This is a genomic window from Spiroplasma litorale (assembly GCF_001267155.1).
GTDB lineage: Bacteria > Bacillota_I > Bacilli_A > Mycoplasmatales > Mycoplasmataceae > Spiroplasma_A > Spiroplasma_A litorale.
The window spans coordinates 553,265-569,134 of sequence record NZ_CP012357.1 but is presented as its reverse complement, the minus strand read 5'-3'; the positions used below and the strand labels follow the sequence as shown (position 1 = coordinate 569,134).

19 protein-coding genes are annotated in these 15,870 nt (G+C 23.5%); 15 read left to right on the top strand and 4 right to left on the bottom strand.

Annotated features, from left to right (window positions below; translation table 4 throughout):
* Nucleotides 1-67: 67 nt before the first annotated feature.
* The 7 genes from SLITO_RS02755 to mreB (SLITO_RS02725) all read left to right on the top strand — a co-directional run bounded on the left by SLITO_RS02755 (nt 68) and on the right by mreB (SLITO_RS02725) (nt 6,543).
* Entirely contained in the window at nt 68-1,171 is a 1,104-nt protein-coding gene (locus SLITO_RS02755) for a MupG family TIM beta-alpha barrel fold protein (RefSeq protein ID WP_075058258.1), read from the top strand.
* A gap of 35 nt (nt 1,172-1,206) precedes the next feature.
* A complete protein-coding gene (locus SLITO_RS02750; protein WP_075058257.1) occupies nt 1,207-2,007 on the top strand; it encodes a MurR/RpiR family transcriptional regulator in 801 nt (266 codons plus the stop codon).
* A 332-nt stretch (nt 2,008-2,339) separates the two neighbouring features.
* Nucleotides 2,340-3,380, top strand: coding sequence for a rod shape-determining protein (gene mreB / locus SLITO_RS02745; protein WP_407696200.1), 1,041 nt, complete (start codon nt 2,340-2,342; stop codon nt 3,378-3,380).
* A gap of 125 nt (nt 3,381-3,505) precedes the next feature.
* Complete coding sequence (locus SLITO_RS02740) at nt 3,506-3,829, top strand: hypothetical protein (protein WP_075058255.1); 324 nt, start codon at nt 3,506-3,508, stop codon at nt 3,827-3,829.
* Between the two features lie 13 nt (nt 3,830-3,842).
* Entirely contained in the window at nt 3,843-4,442 is a 600-nt protein-coding gene (gene yihA / locus SLITO_RS02735; RefSeq protein WP_144416428.1) for a ribosome biogenesis GTP-binding protein YihA/YsxC, read from the top strand.
* A gap of 14 nt (nt 4,443-4,456) precedes the next feature.
* A complete protein-coding gene (locus SLITO_RS02730) occupies nt 4,457-5,332 on the top strand; it encodes an HAD-IIB family hydrolase (protein WP_075058253.1) in 876 nt (291 codons plus the stop codon).
* 170 nt (nt 5,333-5,502) lie between these two features.
* Nucleotides 5,503-6,543 (top strand): rod shape-determining protein, encoded by a 1,041-nt coding sequence (gene mreB, locus SLITO_RS02725; protein ID WP_075058252.1) that lies wholly within the window; start codon nt 5,503-5,505, stop codon nt 6,541-6,543.
* 46 nt (nt 6,544-6,589) lie between these two features.
* On the opposite strand, the gene SLITO_RS02720 is transcribed toward mreB (SLITO_RS02725), so the two are convergent.
* The 3 genes from SLITO_RS02720 to SLITO_RS02710 all read right to left on the bottom strand — a co-directional run bounded on the left by SLITO_RS02720 (nt 6,590) and on the right by SLITO_RS02710 (nt 7,695).
* On the bottom strand, nt 6,590-6,814 hold the full coding sequence (locus tag SLITO_RS02720; protein ID WP_268794777.1) for an integrase core domain-containing protein: 225 nt from the start codon (nt 6,812-6,814) through the stop codon (nt 6,590-6,592).
* A gap of 71 nt (nt 6,815-6,885) precedes the next feature.
* Nucleotides 6,886-7,248, bottom strand: coding sequence for a DDE-type integrase/transposase/recombinase (locus SLITO_RS02715; protein ID WP_144416401.1), 363 nt, complete (start codon nt 7,246-7,248; stop codon nt 6,886-6,888).
* Nucleotides 7,249-7,347: 99 nt separating this feature from the next.
* The gene (locus SLITO_RS02710; protein WP_075058249.1) at nt 7,348-7,695 is read right to left on the bottom strand and encodes a hypothetical protein; all 348 of its coding nucleotides are present in this window, start codon (nt 7,693-7,695) and stop codon (nt 7,348-7,350) included.
* Between the two features lie 220 nt (nt 7,696-7,915).
* On the opposite strand from SLITO_RS02710, the gene SLITO_RS02705 reads away from it, so the two are divergent.
* The 6 genes from SLITO_RS02705 to SLITO_RS02680 are packed head-to-tail and all read left to right on the top strand — an operon-like array spanning nt 7,916 to nt 12,294.
* Nucleotides 7,916-8,281, top strand: a complete 366-nt coding sequence (locus SLITO_RS02705; RefSeq protein ID WP_075058248.1) for a hypothetical protein — start codon at nt 7,916-7,918, stop codon at nt 8,279-8,281.
* A gap of 39 nt (nt 8,282-8,320) precedes the next feature.
* Entirely contained in the window at nt 8,321-8,863 is a 543-nt protein-coding gene (locus tag SLITO_RS02700; RefSeq protein WP_075058247.1) for a RuvA C-terminal domain-containing protein, read from the top strand.
* Nucleotides 8,853-9,797 carry a Holliday junction branch migration DNA helicase RuvB gene (ruvB, locus tag SLITO_RS02695; protein ID WP_075058246.1) on the top strand — a complete coding sequence of 315 codons (945 nt, stop codon included), beginning with the start codon at nt 8,853-8,855 and terminating at the stop codon, nt 9,795-9,797. The genes SLITO_RS02700 and ruvB overlap by 11 nt, the downstream gene beginning before the upstream one ends.
* A gap of 58 nt (nt 9,798-9,855) precedes the next feature.
* Nucleotides 9,856-10,356: a hypothetical protein gene (locus tag SLITO_RS02690; RefSeq protein ID WP_075058245.1), complete on the top strand. Its 501-nt coding sequence runs from the start codon at nt 9,856-9,858 to the stop codon at nt 10,354-10,356.
* A 14-nt stretch (nt 10,357-10,370) separates the two neighbouring features.
* Nucleotides 10,371-11,507, top strand: a complete 1,137-nt coding sequence (locus SLITO_RS02685; protein ID WP_075058244.1) for a hypothetical protein — start codon at nt 10,371-10,373, stop codon at nt 11,505-11,507.
* 1 nt (nt 11,508) lies between these two features.
* The gene (locus tag SLITO_RS02680; protein WP_144416400.1) at nt 11,509-12,294 is read left to right on the top strand and encodes a hypothetical protein; all 786 of its coding nucleotides are present in this window, start codon (nt 11,509-11,511) and stop codon (nt 12,292-12,294) included.
* Here the strand turns inward: SLITO_RS02680 and SLITO_RS02675 are convergent.
* Nucleotides 12,284-13,111, bottom strand: a complete 828-nt coding sequence (locus tag SLITO_RS02675) for a hypothetical protein (RefSeq protein WP_075058242.1) — start codon at nt 13,109-13,111, stop codon at nt 12,284-12,286. The genes SLITO_RS02680 and SLITO_RS02675 overlap by 11 nt on opposite strands.
* A gap of 87 nt (nt 13,112-13,198) precedes the next feature.
* On the opposite strand from SLITO_RS02675, the gene SLITO_RS02670 reads away from it, so the two are divergent.
* Both SLITO_RS02670 and SLITO_RS02665 read left to right on the top strand, forming a co-directional pair.
* Nucleotides 13,199-14,131, top strand: coding sequence for a hypothetical protein (locus SLITO_RS02670; protein WP_075058241.1), 933 nt, complete (start codon nt 13,199-13,201; stop codon nt 14,129-14,131).
* A 155-nt stretch (nt 14,132-14,286) separates the two neighbouring features.
* Nucleotides 14,287-15,843: an APC family permease gene (locus SLITO_RS02665; RefSeq protein ID WP_075058240.1), complete on the top strand. Its 1,557-nt coding sequence runs from the start codon at nt 14,287-14,289 to the stop codon at nt 15,841-15,843.
* Nucleotides 15,844-15,870 lie beyond the last annotated feature (27 nt).

Genomic DNA, 15,870 nt, shown 5'->3' with positions numbered 1-15,870 from the left:
TGCTGTTTTTATATTACAATAAATTTGTTGGTTTATTTTAATAATTACAACTTGAAAGGTTATTTTTATGCGTAAAAGACATTTAGGAATTTCTGTTTATCCTGAACACTTTACAGAAGAGGAAACAAATAATTATCTAAAAAAATGCTACGAAGCTGGATTTAGAAAAGTATTTTTTTCAATTTTACAACTTGGAGACAACCCTGATAAGAAACTTTTGGAATATTATGAAAAAAGTATCATGTATGCAAAAAAACTAGGTTATTATACAGTAGTAGACATTAATGAATTAGCATTAAAACTCTATAAAATCACTGATGATCAATTAGCTTTTTTTAAAACCAAAGGTATTGATTGCATTAGATTAGATGCACCATTTGTTGCAAGTAAAGTAGCTCAAACTACTTATCAAGGTATGGATATTCAAATTAACGCAAGTAATAATGATCATTTTGTTACAAATATATGTGACTTTATGCCAAATAAAGATAGATTATTTGGTTGTCACAATTTTTATCCGCTATTTCATAGCGGTCTATCTGAAGATTTATTTATTAAATCTACTAAAAAATTTAGAGAACTCGATATTGAAGTAAGTTGTTTTGTTGGTTCTGACTTCGGTAAAAAAGGTCCTCAAAAATATGACGTCACTAAATTGGTGAGTTGTGAAAATTATAGAGATTTGAAAATTAAAAACCAAATAAAATTGGCTTTATCTACAAATCTTTTTGAATCAATTTATGTTGGAAATCAACCATTAAGTGACGAGGAAATCAAAAGCATTAAAGAAATTAAATTTGATAATGTTTTTGAATTTGACTTAATATTAGAAAAAAGCGTTTCTAATTATGAATTAGAAATTATAAATTTTAACAATCATTTTTGACGTGGAGATGCAAATGAGTTTTTTATTCGTTCCACTCAACCAAGAGTAGTTTTTAAAGATGATATAAAACCTACTAATTTAAATGATGTATACAATTTTGGAGATGTTCTTATAATCAATTCAAATAATAAACATTATCAGAAAGAGATTTTAATAGTTTTAAAAGATAACTACAAAAATTTTGGTGATACAGTTAATAAAATAGGGAAAATATCAAAAGAAGACTTACTACTCTTGAAAAATATTAAACCTTGAAATAGATTCAGATTTAATATTATTGGTTAATTCATTTTACAAGGAAAGTAGTAGTGAAATAAAAAATGATAAAAAATATCTTAAATCAAATAAATCAAATAGCAAAACACTCAGACAATATTAGTTTTAAAATAATAGCAGAATTTATAGTTAATAACTTTGAAGATTTAGATAGTTACACAATTTTTGATGTATCAAAACTTACAAATACTAGTGCATCCACAATCACTAGATTTTGCAAAAAACTAGGTCTATCAGGTTATAAAAGTTTATATTGAACAATACAAACACATAAAAAAATGGTGGAATTACAAAATGAAGCTCCATATGAAGAAGTGCAATGTCTAATGACTGAAAACATCATTAACTCAATTAGTGGGTCAGCTTGTATTTCAAAACATAAAATAGAGGAAATAGTTAAATTAATTAATGATGCAAAAAATATTTTTATTTTTGGAGTTGGGGATGACTCATTTTTAATTCATTTATTTATTAATTGAGTAATTAGATTAAACTTAAAAACATTTTATACAAATGATTTAACTTGTCAAAACTCTTTTACTGAAATTATTTCAGATAAAGATATTGCAATTTTAATATCTTATTCATTTGAAAATAAAGAAATTAATAATATTGCAAAAAAAATAAACGAAAAAAACATTAATGTAATAACAATAACAAACGATGAAATTAATCCAATTATTAAAAATAAAGATCATGTATTAAAACTACCAATGAATGAATCAGTAAATAAAACGCTTGATGAATGTTATTTTTCAAAACTTTATTATTTAAGAGTTATATATTATAAATTACTTGAATTAAACAAAAATAAAGTCTCTCTTGATAAATTATGCATAAACTAGTGAAAATGAAATTTATTTTGCATTATAAAATTTATATTATTAACTTTAATACTATAATGTAAATGGAAGGACGTTGTAAATTTAAATGCATTTTTCTATAAATATTTTTAATATTCAATATATTAGCATTTCTTATCAATAAAATTCCTAATGTTTTAGACCTAGCAAAGCTAGGTTTTTTATGTAAAAAGATTTTTATATTTTAAAAAAATCTACATATAGTGTTATAAAACCATTTTTTTATTTATAATAGTTATGGTAATAAAATTTAATTAAACCTTTTTTTATATTTTATTAACATAATTGATAATTAAAAATAAAGGAGAAAAATCGTGGTAAAAAGCACAGCGCGAAAACAAAACTTTGTATCAATTGATCTTGGAACATCAAATACATTAGTTTATATTTCTGGTCAAGGAGTAGTTTATAATGAACCTTCTATTATTGCATATAAAATAAAAGAAAATAGAATAATAGCAATCGGAAAAGAAGCTTACAAGATGATTGGAAAAGGTAACAAAAATATTAGAGTTATCAAACCAATGGTTGATGGAGTTATTACAGATATTAGAGCTACCGAAGCTCAATTAAAATATATTTTTAAGAGATTAAGACTTGAAAATTTTTTAAAAAACTCAATAATGTTATTAGCATGTCCATCAGTAGTAACAGAACTTGAAAAACAAGCTTTGATTAGAATAGCAAAATCAGTAGGAGCAATTGAGGTTTTTGTTGAAGAAGAAGTTAAAATGGCTGCTTTAGGTGGAGGAGTTAATATATATGCTCCAACAGGAAACTTAATAATAGATATGGGTGGGGGAACTACTGATATTGCTGCAATTGCATCAGGGGATATAGTTCTTTCAAAATCAATTAGAGTTGCAGGAAATTATTTAAATGATGAATGTCTTAAATTTCTACGTTCACAATATGGACTAGAAATTGGTTCTAAAACTGCTGAATCTATAAAAATGAATATTGGATCATTAGCAAAATATGTTGATGAAAGAAGAATGAAAGTTTATGGACGTGATATTGTTTCAGGACTTCCAAGGGAAGTTGAAATAACTCCTGAAGAAGTTCGTGAAGTATTAAAAGTACCAGTTTCAAGAATTATCGATTTAACTGTTCAAGTACTTGAAGAAACTCCACCAGAATTAGCCGGAGATATCTTTAGAAATGGTATTACTATTTGTGGGGGTGGAGCACTAATTAGAGGTATTGATAAATACTTTGCAGATACTTTACAATTACCTGCAAAAATTGGTGAACAACCATTATTAGCGGTTATTAACGGTACTAAGAAGTATGAATCTGAAATATGAATTAAATTAAAAGAACTTCATCAACATAAACCTGTAACGTTCTTTTAAAACAAAAAAAATATTGGATATCCAATATTTTTTTATTATATTAAGAAATAATACTAACTTATAGTTTATAGGGGTTTAAAAAAAATTCTAAATTTTATATAATATATATTATAAGGAGATTAAAAATGATTGAATATTTTTTAACAAAAGAAGAGAAAAAAACATTCTCTAAATTAAACTTAAGTAAAATCAAAAGAGAAGATTTTTTCAGTTATCTTCAAATGGAAGAAAGGGTTTTAGAATCATTAGTGAATTACTTTGATACAACTTCAAAGAAAAATCCAATTCTTGAAATGAAAATAGAAAAACAAAAAAATCATGTTGAGAAACTTAATAGGTATTATTATGATGTAATTTTACTTACACCAAAAGAAGAATTTGACTTCAAAAAACTTAGAAAAGAATTTAGAAAATCAGTAAAACCATATAAAAAGATTTTAAAATATTAATATGGATAAGTACATTATCAAAAATGCTAAATTTGTTAAATCTGCTGCCAATAAAGAAGGATGAATTAATGATGATATTAATGAAGTTTGTTTTATAGGTAGAAGTAATGTTGGAAAATCAACTTTTATTAATTCACTAACAAACAACAAAAAATTAGCAAAAACATCATCTACACCTGGTAAAACTAGACTTTTAAATTTTTTTGATATTAATAATGGTCAATTTAGAATTGTTGATGCTCCGGGATATGGTTTCGCAAGAGTAAGCAATGAAATAAAAGTAAGTTTTGCAAAAATGATGGAAGAGTACTTAACTGATAGAAAAAATCTTATTTTTGTATGTCAACTCGTGGATTTAAGACACAAACCTACAAATGAAGATGTAGAAATGTATAACTTTTTTAAATATCATAAAACAAACGTCTTAATTGTTGCCACAAAAAAAGATAAGTGCAAAAAAAATGACATCAAAAAAAATGAAAAAATAATTAAAGAAACATTAACTTTAGACTCAGCTGATAAATTTATTTCAATCTCTTCTTTAGATAAAAACAGTTTAAAAAATATTTATGAAATTTTTGAATATTATTTTGAAAAAAATAAAATTTTATAAGGAGCATTAAATTCATGGTTAAAAATAATATAATAGCTGCAACCGACATTGATGGTACAATTCTTTACAAATGAGATGAAGTATCGGAAGAAAATCAAAAAACAATTTTAGAATTTCAAAAAAAAAGTAATAATGCATTAACATTAGTTACTGGAAGAAACTATTTTATAGTTGACTTTTTAGTTGAAAAATTAAATATAAAACTTCCTATCGTATGCTCTAATGGTTCATCTGTAATTGATCCAATAACAAAAAAATACATTTCAAAAAATCACTTTGAAAAAGATGAAATTTATGAAATTATGAAAAGATTTTATGAAACTGGAATTGGTTTTGTTCTTCATAATGATTTTAGAGCTCATATAGTCAAAAACGATGCTTGATATAGTCAATTTGTTTTGAATAAATCAGAATCAATTCTTTTGAATCAAGAAAATAATAAAGTAATATATGTTTATGATAGTTTGAAAGAAATGATTGAAGAAAGTATAAATAACGATAATGAATTTGTAAATATTGTTTTAGATTGTGACAATGATAAAAAAATCAAAATTGCAAATGAATTAATTAAAAAACTTGACTTACAAAGTGTTCAATTCAATTACCCAGACGGGGCAAAAATAGAAGTGTATAAAAAAAATGTTTGCAAAAGTTATGGTTTAAGAAATTTATTAAATTACTTGCAAGTTGACGAAGATAATTTATATGTATTTGGTGATAATGTAAATGACATATGCATGTTTGAAGATTTTAAAAACTCATACGCAGTAGAAAATGCAATTCCTGAACTAAAAAAACTTGCAAAAGAAATTATAAAAAATGTAAGAGATGGGGCAGTAGGTCATAAATTACTTAATTTAATAAAAGATGGTATTAATTTTAATATATAATTTAGAAAAAATTATTAAAATTAATTTTTTTTTGTAAAATTAATTTCAAAATATTACGTTTCAATTTACTATTTTTTGTTTTTATATTATATTATATGTGGGTTATTATTTATTAACAAAACAACTAATATTTAATAGCTTAAAATCAACTTTTAAGGAGTAATAATAATATGTTAAAAACAACATCAAATAAACCAAATTTTATTTCTATGGATTTAGGAACAGCAAACACTTTGGTATATATTTCTGGGCAAGGTGTGGTTTACAACGAACCATCTATAGTTGCTTATAAAATTAAAGAAAATAGAATAATTGCCGTGGGTAAAGAAGCTTATAAAATGATTGGAAAAGGTAACAAAAATATTAGAGTTATCAAACCAATGGTTGATGGAGTTATTACCGATATTAGAGCAACAGAAGCTCAATTAAAATGAATTTTCACAAGATTAAGAATAAATAAATTACTAAAAAATTCAGTTATGTTATTAGCATGTCCATCAGTTATCACTGAACTAGAAAAGTCTGCATTAAAAAAAATTGCAATTAATTTAGGGGCTAATCAAGTTTTCATTGAAGAAGAAGTTAAAATGGCTGCTTTGGGTGGTGGAGTTAATATATATGCTCCAACAGGAAACTTAATAATAGACACAGGTGGTGGAACAACTGATGTTGCAGTATTAGCATCAGGAGATATTGTTCTTTCAAAATCACTTAAAGTAGCAGGAAATTATTTAAATGAAGAATGTCAAAAATTTATTCGTTCTCAATATGGATTAGAAATTGGTGCTAAAACTTCAGAATCAATTAAAATTAATATTGGATCATTAAGTAGATATGCAGATGAAAGAAGAATGAAAGTTTATGGACGTGATGTTGTCTCTGGTTTACCAAGAGAAATTGAAATAACACCAGAAGAAATTCGCGAAGTTTTAAAAGTACCTGTTTCAAGAATTATTGATTTAACTGTTCAAGTTCTTGAAGATACACCACCAGAATTAGCTGGAGATATCTTCAGAAATGGTATCACTATTTGTGGGGGTGGAGCACTAATTAGAGGTATTGATAAATACTTTGCAGATACTTTACAATTACCTGCAAAAATTGGTGAACAACCATTACTTTCAGTTATTAATGGTACTAAAAAATACGAATCTGAAATATGACACATTATTAAATTAATGAAACATACTATACCAACATTCTTATCTTAATAATTAATAAAAACACCTTTTATGAAATTGTCAATTAAAATTGACATTAAAAAGATACTTTTTCCATACGAATTTCGTATGGAGTTTTTTTATGCTTTAGACAAGGTCTAACGTAATTATAAAACTCTATATAGTCTGAGATAATTTTATAAATATTTGAGTAATGTAGTTCTTTTACTTTATATGTATATATACATTCATTTTTAAAAGTTCCAAAAAAAGACTCACATGCACCATTATCTGGGGAGTTCCCTCTTCTTGACATAGAAATATTTATATTATTATTTTTACATAATCTTTCTCAAGTTTAATTTGTGTATGGTGCCTCCTGATCTGAATGAATTATTTTTGGAGCACCTCTTTTTTAATAGCACTTATTAAATTTGTATGACATAATTTATTATTAGGACTAACCGATAACTTTCAATCAACAATTTCAGAATTAAACAAATCTTTTATAACAGATAGATAAACATTTCCATTAATAGTTTTTATATAAGTTACATCTGTTACTCATTTTTCATTTATATTTTTAGAATTAAAGTTTCTATTCAGTAAATTTTCAAATCTTAATGGACCTGATTTATCATAGTTTGGAACTTTCTTTTTCTTCACTGCTTTTAAACTCATTATTTTCATATATCTATAAACAACTCAAGGGTTTAATCTTTCTTTAAAGTATTTGTTTAAAAATAAAGTTATCATATTATAACCAAATCTTTTTTTAAACAAGTAAAAAAGGCATCTTATCTTAATTGCTAAAATTCTATTATAATTTTTATACTTTGGTTTTCCGTTTTTAAGTTATTTTAAATATCCATACCTTGAAACTTTTAAATATAAACAAAATAATTTCAAAGAAAACATTCTTTTAACATTAAAAATGGCGAAGTACTTTTCCTTAGTCGTCTTCGCCAAATGCTTTTTTAAAGCTTGTTCCAGTTTCAAAGCCTCTCTTAATTCTTCAACGCTCATATCATCAGGTTCTTTAAAAATTCAATCATGGTATTTAAATTTTTTAATATTTCCTTTTGCCTGTGTTCCACTACCTCATTCAAGAGCGCCTTCACCTTTAACTTTTACCTCTGATTTTCATCTTTTAATTGTGCTAGTACTAATATCAAACTTTAGTGCCGCATTTAAAATTCCCATTTATTTTGATTCATTAATTATATTTAGTTTTTTGTTTTTTGTTTATTGTTTTGCCATATAAAAAGAACACCTTTCAATAAAATTTTAACAATAAAAGTACTTTTTTACTGTAAATTTTATTTTAGATGTTCATTAAAGATGTTTTTATTTGAAATTTTTAGAAATTAATTTATTATAATCAAATACTTTATATATAATAAATATAAATAAAAGGAGTAATATGAAAAAAGTTTTAACTATCTTATCATCACTTTCAATTATAGTAGTACCAACTTCAACAATTATATCTTGTGGAGAAAAAGAACCAGAAGTAAAAAAGAATATCGGTGACATAATTACTGAGTTTAATTTAGGTAAACTTGAAAAAGATCCTTCTAGTACAAATGTTGAAAGGCCATCAAAAGAAACAATATACAATAAATTATTAGAACTTCACAAACAAGAGTGGGAAGAGAAAAAAATAGACATTTCACTAGATGAAATTAATATTACAGAAAGCGAATGAACTTCTGAGGCAGCAAACTTAGAGGGAACCGGCGATAGATACACTGGAAAAGCATTGGTTTTATACGAATTGATAAAATAATCTTAAAAAACACCGAATATTTATAGGGGTGTTTTTTTTATGTATTTTATTGGCAAAATTATCAAAATTATAAATAATGAAGTTATTCTTGAGTCAAATAAATTTGGATTTGTTGGTAAATTAATTTCAGTGAATAAATATAAAACAAACCAAGAAGTAAAGTTTTGATATTTATATTATAAAAATGATTATTTTATTAAATTTTTATTTTTAGACTCTTATAAAATATGAAATTTAGCAAAAACTTTAATAAGTATAAATAACGTTGGTTTTAAAACTTTGGAGAAAATAATTTTAAACATGGATTATGATGAAATCATTAAATCTAGTATAGATTATGAAATTGAGTTTATATCTCAAAAAACAAAAATATCTACAAAAATTGTTAAATCTATAGTTGACTCAATAAGAAAAGAGGTTATAGATATTAACAACACAAAAAAACATTTAGAAATAATTAATTCACTCTATAAATTAGGCTATAAATTTAATGATATATATAAAGCTATTAAAAATATAGATTTTAAACTTAGCGAAGAAGAAATTATTAGAAAGGCTTTAATAAATATAAATGGAAAATAATAATCTTTTTAGACCATTAAATTTTAAAGAATTTATAGGTCAAAGAAATATAATAGATAACCTAAAAATATTTATAGAATCCGCTAAAAAAAGAAATTCTCAACTAGATCACATTATTTTTTATGGAAATAGTGGGCTAGGCAAAACAAGTTTAGCTTTAATAATTGCAAAAACAATAAATAAAAAAATATATATATTAAATGGGACAAGTTTGCAAAAACCAAGCGATATAATTTCGCCACTAACATCTTTAAAAGATGGTGAATTATTATTTATTGATGAAGTCCACGCATGTTCAAAAGAAGTATTTGAAGTATTATATCCTGTACTTGAAGATAATAGATTAAATATAATAATTGGTAAAGAATATAACTCAAAAATAATAAATGTTAAAATAGCAAAATTTACTTTAATTGTTGCAACAACAGAAATAAATAAATTAGCAATACCTTTTATAAACAGGTTTCCCATTAATTTAAATTTCAAAGATTATAATTACTCTGAAATACAAGAAATACTAAAAATAAATTGCAAAAAACTAGATATAAATTTATCTAATGATAATATAATTTTATTATCAAAGTATTGTAAAAATAATCCTAGAATAGCAATAAACTTATTAAAAAGGGTATATGATTATATTACGTATAAAAATTATTTAAGTTTATCAAATCAGGATATATTTGATATTTTAAAAAAATTAGAAATCTACAAGTATGGTATTACTGTAAATGAAATAAATTATTTAAAATTACTTAAAAAATATGGGGTATTAGGCATTGAAAATATATCACAATTACTTTCAATGCCTCAACAATTAATAACTTCAATTATTGAACCAACTTTATATAAAAATAATTTAATTACAAAAACACCAAAAGGAAGATGTATTACAAAAAAAGGAATAGAATATATAGAGAATATAGACTTATAAGGGGTTTAATTAATAAATTCAAAAGTGTATAATATTTTCATAGTATGGGGTGAAAGATATGAGCGAGAAAGTTTATAATATTAAAAAATCTAATTTAGGGAAAATCTCATTTTTAGAAGGAACATCATTTATATCAATATCCGCTATTGGTGATGATAATAAAAGGTTCAGAGGGGTTTTAATTGTAAGAACACCAGAAGAAGCTGTAAAAAAATTCTCAAGTTGAGCAATGGATTTTGCATATTCTCATATTAATGATAGAATTTCATTTCATAATTCTATAGTTGAATATTTAATAAATAATTGAATGGATAATGGAATAAAATCATTCCAAAAAGATATGTATGAACATTTTGGTTTCGATGAATTTAAAGATATGGATCCAATTAAATTTATAAAATCTGAACCCGAAATGGTTCCTTTGTGTTTAATTCATATTGCCGCAAAATTTACTAACGGTTATTTTCAAGTTCCTATAAAAGGGTTAGAAATTTCAATTAGATACGTTAAAAACGTTTTAGCAATAAACTTTTGAGAAGACGAATTAGAAAAAAAATAAGTAGGTAATTTTATATGAAAAAAACATTAAAATTAATACTTTCTTTTTGAATCTCTTTTTTGCCAATATCAACAATTTCATGTGGAACAACAAACATTAACCCAGATTTTGAAAAGGCTAATAATATGGTAGCTTTTTCAAATGTTTTTATTAATAATGACAAAGAGTATTTTTCAATCCTTCCCAATTTAAAAGAAAATAAAAAAGATAACAAAGATAAAGAACAGTATAAACTTGATAAAAACAGAATAGTTTTAGATTGTGATAATTTTAATTGTAATAACAACGATTATAAAGGAACAGCGATTTCTAATGAAGCTTATTCTTCACCAAAATTATCATTTAAACAAGACAAAATACAAGAAGTGCAAATTGGATTTGACTATATTGCGTATTTTTTTAATATCAACCCTTTAATGAATGATGATTTATTCTATGATTTTGAAAATTTAGATTTTAAAGTGGATTTTTTTAATACAAATTTAGTTTACGAAAGAAATGAAAATATAAAAAAATATATTGATTTAAAAATTACAAACTATATTAAAATAAGTGACGAAGTAAAAGTGTTGGAAGACAAATTTGTTTATAGTATTAAAAATAATAATTTAGAAACAAAAATTATTGATAAATTATTACCAAAATATTATTTAACAAAAAATGAAAATATTAACAATAAAAATGATGATGAAGAAGAAAAAGAATTATTAAAATATAAATTTGAAATTTTAAAAAATGAGGAATCAGGAGAAGAAGAAAAAAATGATTTAAAAGAAATTGATGAACTAAATTATTTAAATATTTCTATTGAATATGAAGATAAAATACTAGATCAAAATAAAATGATTACAGAAATTTCAGAGAAAGTAGGGCAATTTTTTAATGCAATTGAAATTTTAAATTTTACCAATAAAAAAGATGAATTATATATAGAATGTAGCTCAGAAAACTGCAAAGAACAAGAGCAAATTAAAAGTAGTTATATTAAAGAAAATGAAAATCCGAATTCTTGAAACTGAACAAGGAAAAAAATATGATCAACCAAAATGTTTGATCCATTTTATTTAGATAATAAATTAATTAATAACATAAAAATAAATGTATTAAAAAATCATCATAAAGAGGAAAATGAAGGGGAAAATAATTTATAGTATGAAAAAATTACTTATATTTTTATTATCAATAAATATAGTTACAAGTACATCACTGTCAGTTATTTCTTGTGATCAAATTGAAACTTTTCCTTCAAAGCATGCAAATGCAAAAACTTCTATTTTACAAAAATTTTTTGAAATAGAAAATAACATAAAGCCTTATGATGTTAGGTATATAGAATTAATAAACAATTCATGAGAACATATTGGTTTTAATAATAATATTTCAACTTATAAAATTGATAAAAGCATTATAGAACTTAGCAACGAAGAAAAAGTATCAGAATTTTTTGCAAGTTTAATTGAAATATACAATCCTAAATATAATGGTAATGTTTATGATTTTACAGGATTAACTTTTTATATTGAGAATATTTTTTTAAATCAAATAATGGTTAATGAAAATCTTGAATTAACTGTAAACAGTGATGTCGCAATAACTCTTAAAAAAGGTTGGAAAACTGTAGGTAAGATTTTACTCACATTAGAAAATGATGAATTATATAGTAAATTAGAAACAACATATTTTATAAATAAAATAATGACTTCTACAAGTTTTGGTATAGAAATATTTGAAAATACCGAAAACCTAGATGAAAGTTGCAATTTCTTTATCAAAGGTAATATTAAACAAGATAATTTCGATAGTTTTATCGATGAAATTATTTCTAAAGAAAAAGTAATCAATAATCTTGTTTTAAAAAAAGAATATTTTACTTATGTTATAGATAAAACTGGTAGTTATATGAAATTTGATGAATTTTTATATAAAATTATCTCTTAAACAAATTATTTTCATTTTTAAATAAATAACTTATCAAATTTATTTTTGAACAAAGTTCTTCGCATGACATTATCCCTTTATTAAATACAACTATTTTAGATTTATTAATGTCTGTAACACTTGAAAAATCATTAATCTCATTATCATCAATATCATTTGAAATAATAGAATTAAAATAGTGTTCGATTATTTCGCTAGCTTCTCTTTTTTTATCAAAATCAACATCTGAATCTAGTATTTTTAATTCTTCTTGATAATTTATACTTTGTTTAGAATTTTGTAAAGATCAATTTTTAAATCTTTCTAAACTTTCATTGTAGCTGTTATTAATAAGATAAGTGACATCATCAAAGTCTATTTCATTTATTAATGTTTCTTCACCTAATTTTTTTAGTAAAATTTTAAATATTGATATTGAATTACTTAAATTTTTTGAAATATTATTAATTTGCATTTTAATAATAAGTTCAGTTAATTTTTCTTCTAAATTTTTTCCGTCTTTATCTAATGTTTCCATTATTTCACTTGACGCTTGATCGCTAAACATTTTTAAATCATCATTTTTAAGTTTGTAAAAATTATGTTTTTTTAAAAATTTTTGCATAGTATTATAATCTTTTATATTATCAAGTTCTTCTTTTATTGTGGTTAAATAAAAATTAGCAACATTTATGTTTGGTTTAAAACCAATTGTCTCACCATTATTTTCATCTAAAAAATTATTCTTAATCAAATTAATTTTTTTCATAAAAAAATTAACAAACCATTGAACAGATATATTATTTACAAATTCTTTTAAATTAATTATTTTTTCCATTAAAGTTTTACCTATATTTTTATATTACATTATATTACATTATTTTATTAAAAAATATATGATATTATTTAAAAGTAGGTAAAAGGCATGAAACTAAATTCAATTCAAGTTATTGATGAAGGCTATTTTTTAGTTAACGAGCATCAAAATTTCAGATTTGATAAAAATATTGCTAAAAGCTTTATAGAGAAATTAGAATTTCCTATTATAATTTTAGATACAGAATTTTTTAATAACTCACACGATAATAGTGATTATGATAAAAAACTATATGACGATAAAAACAAAGATTTAGTTTATGTTGTTCAATATTCTTTTGCAAAATCTTTAAAGGAAATTTCTTCAAGAGATAACAAAAAAGCAATAAAATCAATTAGCATAAAAAGAAACTTTAATGATAAATCATATAATTTTTATAGTCAATATGAAAAAATGGTTGTTTCATTTCTTAATATGTGTAGAAATAAAGATATTAAAACAATAGTTTGCGCTGGAGCAAGTAATGATATTAAAATTATTAATATATGAGTTAATAACTATAAAAAATTATTTTCAAAAAGACCTTTGAAAATGACTTTTTTAAACAAAGAAAAAAATGAAACTAATGTAAATTTTTTTGATGTATATGACATATTACAAAATTGTTTTTCATTCTCAAATACAAAATCCAATGGGGAAGAATTTTGAAATAAAAATAACTTACCTTCCGGAAAACAAAATGATGAAATGATTTCATTAACAAGTATGAAAAAATTTTTTGGTTGATTCGATCAAATTGTTGATAATATTTTTAAAACAGAAAAACATGACATATATTCAATGTGTTGTGAAGCTTATACATTTTTTTCTTATCCACTTGATAAAAAAATTAGCTTTGAATCTTATAAAAGAATGAATAATACAATAAAAAAAGTTATTGATCATTGTTATAATGATGTTTTAAAAATACTAATATTTTTTGATTTTATTTTTGAATTTACATATAATTTTTATGATAAAAATAAATATATTAAAAAGTAAAAAAATAATGTGATATAATTATTTACAAATTAAAGGAGCCTAATGCATATATTATTTTTAAAACGAAAGATAAAGCACTAAAAAACACTTTTATTATTAAGTGTTTTTGGTGCTTTTATTATAATTTTAAAAAATAGAATAGAGGTTCATTTATTATGTCATCGAGGATTAAAACTTTAACAAAAGTTTCAATTTTTTTAATGAGTTTTTCAACCATTTTTGGTTTTAGAAATATAATTAACAATCAAAATCAATTTGGTATATTAGCTGCAATTTTATTTTTAGTTGGTGGTGCAGTATATGCTATACCCTTGGTTATGATTACAGCAGAATTTGGTAGTATAAAAAAACTTAAAGAACAAGAATCAGGGTTAGGTAGTTTTTGTGTATTTACTCTAGGAAAAAAAGCGGGTTTTTTGGCCAGTTGATCAAGTTATTTTGGCAATTTATTCTTTTTTGCAACAATAGCTCCGTTCACTGTTATAGCTTTAAGTTTTTTCTTTTATGGAGCTAACGGTTTTGATGATATTGCAAAAATATTAAGCGATAATAATAAACTATCAGAAGACAACTCAACTAGAGTTGGGGCAATAACATTAACTTTATTTTCAATTCTTTTATTTTGAACCGGAACTTATGTATCAAAAAAAGGACCGAAATGATTAGGTAAAGTTACTAATATTGGAGGTATTGCTAGTCTTATTTTAGGATTATCTTTTATACTTATAGCATTGTTATACACTCTACCAACAAAAGGTATTATAAATGGTTTATCTTCAAATTCGTTAGATTCAGTTTCTGATAGCGAGAACGGATTTGATGGTGATTGATGATCTTTCATAGGTGCTTTTCCATGATTAATATTTTCATATAACGGAATAGAAACTATGAGTGTTTTTATAAAAGATACTAAAGGTGGTTCAAAGACATTTAAAAATGCAACACTTTTAGGAATAATTATTGTTGTAATTTTTATGTTTTTAGGAACAATTTTGCTTAGTTTTACAATAAACCAATCACAAATTAAAGAGTGAGGTATTTCAAATTCTTATTACTATGTTTTTCCTTCAATTTTAGGAATTGATATAAATTCAATAGAAGGAAAAACAATTATTCATATTGTAGGTTTAATAACTGCATTAAATGGTATTGGTTCACTTTTCTTTTGAACTTCAGCCCCGGCCAAAGTGTTTTTCTCTGAAGTGCCAGAAAATGTAATGGGTAAATATTTATCAAAAACTGATAAAAATGGAACACCTGTTAACGCACTATTGGTTCAAGCTATAATCGTTGCAATAATATTATTAATTGTTGGTACAACAACAACCGGTAATCCTGGTGTTGGTTCTAGTGAATTTTTAACTAGAATTATACAATCTGCAACAAGTTTAGCGATTGTTCAAATGTGTTTTTACTTTGTTGCATATATTAGATTAAGACTAAAATACGAAGATGAAGAAAGAGATACGGTATTTTTTAAAAACAAAGTATTCCCAATTATTATTTCTGTAATAACCTTAATATTAATATCAATCGCATTCTTTTTCGGTGTAATTCCAAGTATTAGGTCATGAAATGATAATTGAGTTAAAGCATTAATAGATTTCTTATTTATTTTTGGAGGGTTTGTTATTTTTACAAGCATAGGAATATTTGTTTGGTGATTTAATGTTGAAAGAAAAGAGAAAAAATTAACTAATGAAAATAAATAGATTAATTAATTAGGATTACAATTTTAA